Here is a 7,503-nt window from a genome sequence, read left to right on the forward strand (position 1 = left end):
GACGCGCGGACCCGCCCACGGGCCCGGCGGGTCCCGTCGGCGAGGCGCGTGCCCAGGGCACTCCCCGTCCGTTTGGTGCGCATTGCGGCGACGAGGGCGGAGTGGACCAGCGGGTGGACCGGCAGGTCCCAGGCGCCGTCCACGTCCGTGAACGTGCGCGCGAAGCGCTGCTTGTAGCGCCCCACCGAGTAGAGCTCGGGGACGCGCGGCGAGTGGGCACCCATGAGGTCGAACCCGCGGAACCCCTCCCCCGCCAGGATGACCGCCACGCGGAAGTCGAGGGCGTCGGAACCCAGGACGGTGTGGGCGCGCGCCGAGGAGGCGCCGTAGTAGGCGGTGGCCACCCCGTCGTTGAGCAGCACCATGTCCCAGCAGACGAGTTCGTCCCCGACCCTCACCCCGAACAGACGCGCGTGCTCGGGGCCCAACTCGTGGAGCAGGTCCCAGTAGACCTGTTCGGGGTGGACCCGGAAGCAGTCCCGCCGGGCGGTCTCCTCGAGGATCCCGTAGTACTCACCGAACTGCCCGCGCGCGAGCCCGGTCTCCTCGACCACGCGGGCGCCGCCCTCGTCCATCCGACGCAGGGCGCGGCGGACGGCGCGACGGCCCTCCGTCCGCATGGACTCGAGGACGGACTCCTCGCAGCCGCCGGAGGTGTCGATGACGACCGTCCGGTCGTAGGTGATCCCCTGCAACGGTTCACGCAGGTCGGGCGCGGAGTAGGCGGCGTGCAGACGCACGAGCACGACCCGGCGGTCCCTGTCCCGCACGAGTCGCACGAGGTCTTCGCGCAGTCTCCGCGCGCGCTGCGGGGTCTGCTCGCGCAGCCAGACCGGCCCGTGCCTCGCCCACAGGTAGGTCACACCGTGGAGTGAGTTCTCGTAGAGGGACAGCAGCGCACAGCTGCGTCCGTCCTCCTCCCACGCGAAGCGACCCCACAGCCGACGTCCCTGGGACGCCTCGAAGCGCTCCCAGGCCGACGACTGCTCGACGGGCAGCGGGACGACACCGGCCGCCGCGATCCGCAGCTCCTCGGCGGTGAGGGTGCGGAATTCGGTCTCCGTCACTCGGTGTCCCCTTCCATGTGCTCAGAACGACCGGTCGGTCGCCTCGGGATAGTAGCGGTGGAACTTCCGGTACTGGTTCGCCTTCTGCAGGGCGACCACCGCCCTGCGTCGGAGGTCCTTCTCGGCGGGGTACTCCAACGGGTCGAACCTGCGGCCCCCATCGATGAGGCCGCGGACCCGTTCCCTCAGCGCGTCGTCACGCAGGTAGTGGAGCAGCAGTCTGTCCGGCACCAATGAGTACAGTACCTCCGCCCGGAGTTGCTCGGGTTGCGGCACGACGTGGTCGACGAGGTCGGAGACCATCGGCACCATGGGGTTGCACCCGCCCGCGGTCATGTACCAGTTGTTGCGCCCGATGCGGGGATTGACCTCGAAGAAGAGCGCACGCCCGTCGCGCGGGTCGACCTTCACGTCGAAGTTCGCGAATCCCCGGTAACCGGTGTGCTCGAGGATCCTGCGTGCGTCCTCCCACAGCTGCTCGAAGGGTTCGGTGATCATCGCCACCGGGTTGCCGATCATGGTGGGTGCGTGGTCCTCGAGGAGGACGCGGGCGGAGCCGACCAGGCTGGTGCGACCCGTGGAGTCGACGTAGGCGGTGATGGAGCGCATCTGCGTGTTGTCACCGGGGACGAGCTCCTGCACGAGGAACGTGCCCCGGAACCCCGCCCCGGCGAGCGTCGCCCACAGGTCCTCGAGTTCGGAGGGGTGTTCGACGAACCAGATCTTGCGCTTGCCCTCGAACTGGACGGCGTCGTAGACGTCCCCGCGGGCCGCCTTGGCGACCACGGGGAACTCGAAGGGGATCCCGGGTGCGGACCACCCGGGTTCTCCCGCCCCGGACAGGTCGACGAGGACGGTGCCCGGGGTCGGCACCCCGAGGTCCTCGCACACCCGGGCGAACGCCGCCTTGTCCGTCACGTGCTCGACGATGTCGAGGTCGGGGAAGGGCAGGGCGTACCACTGGGACAGCTCCTCGGCGTGGCGGGCGACGAACGCCGAGTGGACGTCGTGGTTCGCCATGAGCACGAGGTGGCGGTCCCTGTTGGCCGCAGCCAGGCCACGCAGGACTGCGAGCACCGTCGCGTCATCGGCGTGGGCCGGCAGGTGCTCCGTCTGGAAGACGGAGGAACGCGCGATCGCCGCCGTCGGGGCCGAGGCCACGGCGATGCTGCTGACGCCGAACGCCTCGTGGAACGAGCGTCCGATCCCGTAGACACCGATGTCCCCGCCCAGGACGACCGGGAGGATGTCACCCCTGCCCTCGTGCACCTCGTTCGACACCTCTGCTCCGTTCCGTGCGGTGGTCCGTCCCCGCCCCGTGACACACTAGCTGCACCCCGGGGTGGGGCGGGTCCCAGCACGCCGGGGGCACGCCGGGCGCGGGTCGCGCCGCGCGGGCGACGCTCCCCCGCGGACGCGGAGGAGGGGCAGACCGGAGACCCGCTCCGACCTGCCCCTTCGTGGTGGGCGATACTGGGATCGAACCAGTGACCTCTTCCGTGTGAAGGAAGCGCGCTACCCCTGCGCCAATCGCCCGAGGTGGGTACGGGATTCGAACCCGTGTGTACGGCTTTGCAGGCCGCTGCCTCGCCTCTCGGCCAACCCACCACACGTCCCACCGAGGTCCCGGGGGACGCCGGTGGACCGAGCGGATGACGGGACTCGAACCCGCGACCCTCACCTTGGCAAGGTGATGCTCTACCAACTGAGCCACATCCGCGCACGACCGAGGTTTCGGTCGGGGCTCCCACCCCGTCCGGACGTCATTCCGTCCGGCCGGGACCGTGGGCGATACTGGGATCGAACCAGTGACCTCTTCCGTGTCAGGGAAGCGCGCTCCCGCTGCGCCAATCGCCCGAGCGGATGACGGGACTCGAACCCGCGACCCTCACCTTGGCAAGGTGATGCTCTACCAACTGAGCCACATCCGCGTTGCCCCGCAGGTCTCAGACCCGCCGTGGGAACGCATGGAAGCCTAACAGGTCATCGCCACTTCCACGAAATCGGGGGACGTGCGAGTCCCCTCACAGGCCCCGGGGGCACCCGCACGGCCGGGGGTGACGCCGCGCGGCGCCGCCGGTGGGTGCGGTGTGGCACGATCGGGGCGTGCTCCACTCCTCCGTGCTGCTGCCTGCGTGGGTGCTCGTCGTGTGGGCCCTCCTCCTGACCGCCCTCGTGGGGACCGCAGTGGCCCTGTGGGTGCGCTCCGGGCGCGGAAGGCCGCCCCGTGCGGGTTCCTCCCGCCCACAGGAGGACGAGGTCGCCCACGCACAGGTCCTCTCCCACGAGATCCGCACCCCACTCGCCCTCGTGCGCGGCGCCGCCGAACTCCTCTCCGAGGAGACACCCGGGCCCCTGACCCCGACCCAGCGCTACTTCGTGGACACGATCGTGCAGAACACCGGGCAGGCGATCTCCCTGGCCGAGGACTTCCTCCTCGACGCCCGCCTCCGGCACGGGACGGCCCCGCTGGAGGTGGAGCCCACCGACATGAGGACCCTGGTGCGCGACGTGGTGCGCGAGCTCCGCCGCGTCTCCGAACTCTCGATCCGTTTGGACAACCGCGGGGAGCCCCTCGTGGCACGGGTCGACCCCCAGCTGATCCGCCAGGTCATCTGGAACCTGGTGAACAACGCCCTGCGCCACTCGGGGTCCACCGCGGTCACGGTGCGCGTCGTCGGCGGCGACGAGGGCGTCATCCTCTCGGACTCCGACGACGGCAGGGGCATGACCCCGCAACAGCGCCAGGACCTGTTCCGCCCCTTCTCGACCGACGCACCCGGTCGTTCCGGGACGGGCCTGGGCATGTCGATCACGCGGCGGATCGTCGAGGCGCACGGTGGCAGGATCGTGGTGGACACCATGGCACGCCACGGGACGACCGTCTTCACGGTCCTCCCCCTGGCCGCACGGGAGGGGGACGCGCGATGAGCGGGGACACCCACCGCCCCCTCGTGCTCGTCGTCGACGACGAGCCCCAGATGGTCGCCATCGTCGCCTTCGCCCTGGAGACCCAGGGGTTCGACACCCTCAGCGCCGGTGACGCGACCTCCGCGTGGGAGGTCCTGCTCTCCCGCCACGTGGACCTGGTGGTCCTCGACGTCATGCTCCCCGACTCCTCGGGCAGGGACCTGTGCCGACGCATCACCTCCCGTCTGGGCGTCCCCGTGATCCTCCTCACGGCCCTGTCGGACTCCACGGACCGCGTGCGCGGGCTCGAGGCGGGTGCGGACGACTACCTGACCAAGCCCTTCGGCCCGCGTGAGCTCGCCCTGCGCGCCCAGGCCATCCTGCGGCGCACGGGTGCGGTGCCGACGGCTCCCGAGGGCGGCACCCTGGCCTGTGGTCCCCTCCGGGCGGATCTCACCTCGGGGCGCGTCTCCTGGCAGGGGTCCGTCCTGCGACTGCCGGAGATGGAGCGCCGGCTCCTGGTGCGACTGATGCGGGACCCCGGCTCCCCCGTCGCGCTGAGGACCCTCCTCAACGAGGTCTGGGAGACCGCCGCACTCGAGGGCGGCAGGGACATGGTGAAGTCCTCCGTCTACCGTCTCCGCCACCAACTCGCCCTCCAGGGGGTCCCCACCGATCTCGTGGAGGCCGTGAGGGGGCGCGGCTACAGGGTGAACATCCTCCCAGACACCCTGGACGCCTGAGCAGCAGGTGACGACACCGTCACCGTCCGTCACCGTGGCCGCACCCGGTGTCACCCAGGGGCCGACAGGGTGGTGTGTGAGCCCCGGGAACCGCAGGCGCGCACAGATGCCGTCCGCCCGGGGCGAGATCCCTCGAAGGACGAGACCCATGAGTTCGACACACACCACGGAGGCCCCCGCGCTGCGCCGCGGCGGGTTCCTCTCCGCCCCACCACCCGCCCCACGGCTCCCCGACGACGTCGTCGCCACGGAGTACCCGCGCCGCCGCCTCCAGGTGTTCCTGGGGATCTTCATCGGGTACGCGGGCTTCTACCTGATCCGCAACAACGTGTCCATCGTCGGCCCGCTCCTCATGGACGAGAAGGGCCTCGACAAGGTGGCGCTCGGCGTCATCGCCAATGCGGTGCTCTTCGCCTACGGGCTGTCGAAGTTCTTCATGGCCACGGTCTCCGACCGTTCCAACGCCCGCTACTTCCTCCCGATCGGCCTGGCGCTGTCCGCGGTGACCAACCTGGTCGTGGCGTTCGTGCCGTGGGTCTCGGCGTCCGTGGCCGTGTTCGCCACGGTGATGTTCATCAACGGGTGGTTCCAGGGCATGGGCTGGCCCCCCTGCGGGCGTGTCCTCGTGCACTGGTTCTCCACCAACGAGCGCGGCTGGAAGACGTCGATCTGGAACACCGCCCACAACGTCGGTGCCGCCGGCCTCGGTGCCGCCTCCGCCGCGGCCCTCGACTGGACCGCGGACGACTGGCGCGCCGCGTTCTGGTTCCCCGCGGTGATCGCGCTGGTCGTCGCCGCCATCGCCTTCTGGCTGATCCGCGACACGCCAGCCTCCGTCGGACTGCCGACCATCGAGGAGTACCGCGACGACCCGGCCAAGGTCGAGCTGGACGAGGACGAGGCGGAGGGGATGTCGATGTGGCAGTTCGTCCGCGTCCACGTCCTCACCAACCGCACCATCGTCCTGCTGGCCGTGGCCAATGTCTTCGTCTACGCGCTGCGCTACGGCGTCCTCAACTGGATCACCGTGTTCCTCGCCGAGGAGCGCGGCGCCCAGATCAACTCCGGCATCCTCGGGTTCGTGGTCTTCGAGCTCGCCGGCATCATCGGGACCCTCCTGTGCGGCTGGGTCTCCGACAAGGTGTTCAAGGGCTACCGTTCCGGCGCCGGACAGCTGTTCATGGTCCTCACCGCGATCGCCCTCGTCGCCTACTGGAAGGTGCCGGCCACGGCACCCATCTGGATCTCCATCGTCCTGGTCGCACTCATCGGCGGGCTCATCTACGGCCCCGTCATGCTCATCGGCCTGCAGGCCATCGACCTCTCGCCCAGGCAGGTGGCCGGAACGGCCGCGGGCTTCACCGGCCTCTTCGGCTACCTCCTCGGCGCGACCCTGGCGTCCTCCGGTGTGGGCCTGCTCGTCCACAACTTCGGGTGGGGCACCTCCTTCGTGGTCCTCACGATCTGCGCACTGCTCGTCGTCGTCATCCTCGGGATCGTCGGGCGGGACGAGCGCGCGCTGATGGAGCGCCGTCGCCTCGCGGACGCGGGCCGGGAAGAGGCCTGACCCTCCGCGGAACGACAGGGGCCCGTCCCCGGGGACCCATTTCCCCGGGACGGGCCCCTACCATGTGCTCGGGGGAGGTGAGGGCATGCGGATCCCACGCGTCGCTGTCGCACTGGTCGGAGCCGCGCTGTGTTGCGCGGCCGCGGGCTGCGCAGCCGACCGCGGGGCCGGGGCAGTGTCCGTGCTCTGCTCCAACGACGCCGACATCTGCGACCAGTGGGCCCGCGACTTCACGGCGACCACGGGGGTGGACGTGACGATGGTCAGGTTGCCGACCTCGGAGGCACTGAGCCGTCTCGAGCACTCGGGGACGGTGCCCGAGTTCGACATCTGGCACGGCGGGCCGGCCGAGTTCTACACCCGTGCGGCCTCCGAGGGGCTGCTCCAGGCCTACGAACCGCCGGGCACCGCCGACATCCCCGACGCCCTCAGGGACCCCGCGCACCGGTGGACCGGGGTGTACGCCTCGGTCCTCGCGTTCTGCTCCGACACCGCACACCTCGCCCGGCTGGGTGTGGCGGTGCCGAGGAGCTGGGAGGACCTCCTCGACCCCGGTCTCCGCGGCATGGTGGTCACCTCCTCCCCTCGCACCTCCGGGACCGCCTACACCCTGATGTTCACCCAGTACCAGCGCCTGGGCCGAGGCGCCGCCGAGGACTACCTCCGGTCCCTGTACGGCCAGGTCCAGCAGTTCACGCGCTCGGGGACGGCACCCGCGCGCACCGTCGCCTCGGGGGAGGCGGCCGTGGCCGTGACCTTCGCGCCCTACTGCACCTCGGACCAGCAGGGGACCACGGGTCTGGAGGTGACCCTCCCCTCCGACGGCACCGGGTACGAGGTCGGGGCGGTGGCCCTCCTCGCCGGTGCCCCGCACCCCACCCAGGCACGTCGCTACATCGACTACGCGGTCTCCGAGCGGGGACAGACCGCGTGTCGACGCGTCGGGATCCACCAGCTGCCCACCGACACCCGTCTGCCCGACGACATCACGGGTCTCCTGGAGGGCCCCGGCAGCGACCTCCTGCCCTCCGACGTCCACGAGCGCAACCGCATGCGGGACCCGCTCGTGGGCTGGTTCACCCAGGAGGGTTTCGATGCCTGACCCTCACACCGCGGCCGCCGGCACTCCTGCCCGCCACGGGGGCGTGGTGACGGGACTGCTCGTCGCGTTCCTCACGGTCACCGTGCTCCTCCCACTCGTCCTCGTCGTGGCGAC

Annotated in this window: 6 protein-coding genes and 5 tRNA genes; 4 read left to right on the top strand and 7 right to left on the bottom strand. The window is 70.8% G+C overall.

The genetic code is table 11. The annotated features are described in order from the left end of the window. The 7 genes from TA90_RS06540 to TA90_RS06570 all read right to left on the bottom strand — a co-directional run. A partial coding sequence (locus TA90_RS06540) for a lipid II:glycine glycyltransferase FemX (RefSeq protein WP_074015328.1) occupies window positions 1-1,067 on the bottom strand: 1,067 nt, incomplete at its 3' end. A 21-nt stretch (window positions 1,068-1,088) separates the two neighbouring features. Further along, window positions 1,089-2,348, bottom strand: coding sequence for a carboxylate--amine ligase (locus TA90_RS06545; protein WP_231550685.1), 1,260 nt, complete (start codon window positions 2,346-2,348; stop codon window positions 1,089-1,091). Window positions 2,349-2,528: 180 nt separating this feature from the next. Next, window positions 2,529-2,603 (bottom strand) — tRNA-Val (locus tag TA90_RS06550). A gap of 1 nt (window position 2,604) precedes the next feature. Next, window positions 2,605-2,675 (bottom strand) — tRNA-Cys (locus TA90_RS06555). Between the two features lie 39 nt (window positions 2,676-2,714). Further along, window positions 2,715-2,787 (bottom strand) — tRNA-Gly (locus tag TA90_RS06560). 65 nt (window positions 2,788-2,852) lie between these two features. Beyond that, window positions 2,853-2,924, bottom strand: a tRNA-Val gene (locus tag TA90_RS06565). Between the two features lies 1 nt (window position 2,925). After that, window positions 2,926-2,998: transfer RNA gene (locus TA90_RS06570), tRNA-Gly, on the bottom strand. Window positions 2,999-3,173: 175 nt separating this feature from the next. Here TA90_RS06570 and TA90_RS06575 point away from each other — a divergent pair. The 4 genes from TA90_RS06575 (at window position 3,174) to TA90_RS06590 (ending at window position 7,389) form a co-directional block, all read left to right on the top strand. Further along, window positions 3,174-3,998, top strand: coding sequence for a sensor histidine kinase (locus TA90_RS06575; RefSeq protein ID WP_187120103.1), 825 nt, complete (start codon window positions 3,174-3,176; stop codon window positions 3,996-3,998). Continuing rightward, complete coding sequence (locus TA90_RS06580; protein WP_043535260.1) at window positions 3,995-4,720, top strand: response regulator transcription factor; 726 nt, start codon at window positions 3,995-3,997, stop codon at window positions 4,718-4,720. The genes TA90_RS06575 and TA90_RS06580 overlap by 4 nt, the downstream gene beginning before the upstream one ends. A gap of 148 nt (window positions 4,721-4,868) precedes the next feature. Then, window positions 4,869-6,287, top strand: coding sequence for an MFS transporter (locus TA90_RS06585; RefSeq protein ID WP_052450595.1), 1,419 nt, complete (start codon window positions 4,869-4,871; stop codon window positions 6,285-6,287). Window positions 6,288-6,372: 85 nt separating this feature from the next. Continuing rightward, window positions 6,373-7,389 (top strand): ABC transporter substrate-binding protein, encoded by a 1,017-nt coding sequence (locus TA90_RS06590; protein WP_052450596.1) that lies wholly within the window; start codon window positions 6,373-6,375, stop codon window positions 7,387-7,389. Window positions 7,390-7,503 lie beyond the last annotated feature (114 nt).

Source organism: Actinomyces polynesiensis (assembly GCF_000820725.1).
GTDB classification, from domain to species: domain Bacteria; phylum Actinomycetota; class Actinomycetes; order Actinomycetales; family Actinomycetaceae; genus Pauljensenia; species Pauljensenia polynesiensis.

Coding starts and splice junctions, on each gene's coding strand:
- TA90_RS06580 (WP_043535260.1), top strand. CDS start 3,995: ATGAGCGGGGACACCCACCGCCCCCTCGTGCTCGTCGTCGACGACGAG.
- TA90_RS06585 (WP_052450595.1), top strand. CDS start 4,869: ATGAGTTCGACACACACCACGGAGGCCCCCGCGCTGCGCCGCGGCGGG.
- TA90_RS06590 (WP_052450596.1), top strand. CDS start 6,373: ATGCGGATCCCACGCGTCGCTGTCGCACTGGTCGGAGCCGCGCTGTGT.